Source organism: Tullyiplasma multilocale ATCC 49900, from assembly GCF_000483165.1.
Classification (GTDB): Bacteria; Bacillota_I; Bacilli_A; order Mycoplasmatales; family Mycoplasmataceae; genus Tullyiplasma; species Tullyiplasma multilocale.
In genome coordinates, this window is record NZ_AXXW01000002.1 from 1 (window position 1) to 1,109 (window position 1,109).

Consider the following 1,109-nt stretch of genomic DNA (forward strand, 5'->3'; position numbering starts at 1 on the left):
AAGAGGGAGGGGCAACTGTTTAACAAAAACACAGCTCTCTGCTAAGTCGCAAGACGATGTATAGGGGGTGACACCTGCCCAGTGCCGGAAGGTTAAAAGGAGAAGTCAGCGCAAGCGAAGCTTTGAATTGAAGCCCCGGTGAACGGCGGCCGTAACTATAACGGTCCTAAGGTAGCGAAATTCCTTGTCAGGTAAGTTCTGACCCGCACGAAAGGTGTAATGATCCCTTCGCTGTCTCGGCTATAGACTCGGTGAAATTTTAGTACCGGTGAAGATGCCGGTTACCCGCAACTAGACGGAAAGACCCCGTGGAGCTTTACTATAACTTGATATTGAAATTTGGTGTAACGTGTAGAGGATAGGTGGGAGACTATGAAGCAGGACCGCTAGGGCTTGTGGAGTCATCCTTGGAATACCACCCTCGTTACATTGACTTTCTAACTTAGACCCGTTATCCGGGTTGAGGACAGTGTCTGGTGGGTAGTTTGACTGGGGCGGTCGCCTCCTAAAATGTAACGGAGGCGCTCAAAGGTATTCTCAGTATGGTTGGAAATCATACAAAGAGCGCAAAGGTAGAAGAATGCTTAACTGCGAGACTTACAAGTCGAACAGATACGAAAGTAGGACTTAGTGATCCGGCGGTCCCGAGTGGAAGGGCCGTCGCTCAACGGATAAAAGTTACCCCGGGGATAACAGGCTGATCTCCCCCAAGAGTTCACATCGACGGGGAGGTTTGGCACCTCGATGTCGGCTCATCGCATCCTGGAGCTGAAGTCGGTTCCAAGGGTTGGGCTGTTCGCCCATTAAAGCGGTACGCGAGCTGGGTTCAGAACGTCGTGAGACAGTTTGGTCCCTATCTGTTGTGGGCGTAGGAAAATTGAAGAGAGCTGACTCTAGTACGAGAGGACCGAGTTGGACACATCCCTGGTGCTCCAGTTGTCATGCCAATGGCACAGCTGGGTAGCTATATGTGGAACGGATAATCGCTGAAGGCATCTAAGCGAGAAGCCTCCTTTAAGATGAATTTTCCCATTCGTAAGATGTAAGATCCCATGTAGACCACATGGTTGATAGGATGGATGTGTAAGCGCTGCGAGGCGTTAAGCTAA

1 rRNA gene is annotated in these 1,109 nt (G+C 50.3%); it reads left to right on the forward strand.

Features of this window, described 5'->3' with window-relative positions:
* Positions 1-1,109 (forward strand): 23S ribosomal RNA (locus tag G319_RS0100025); the annotation flags it as partial.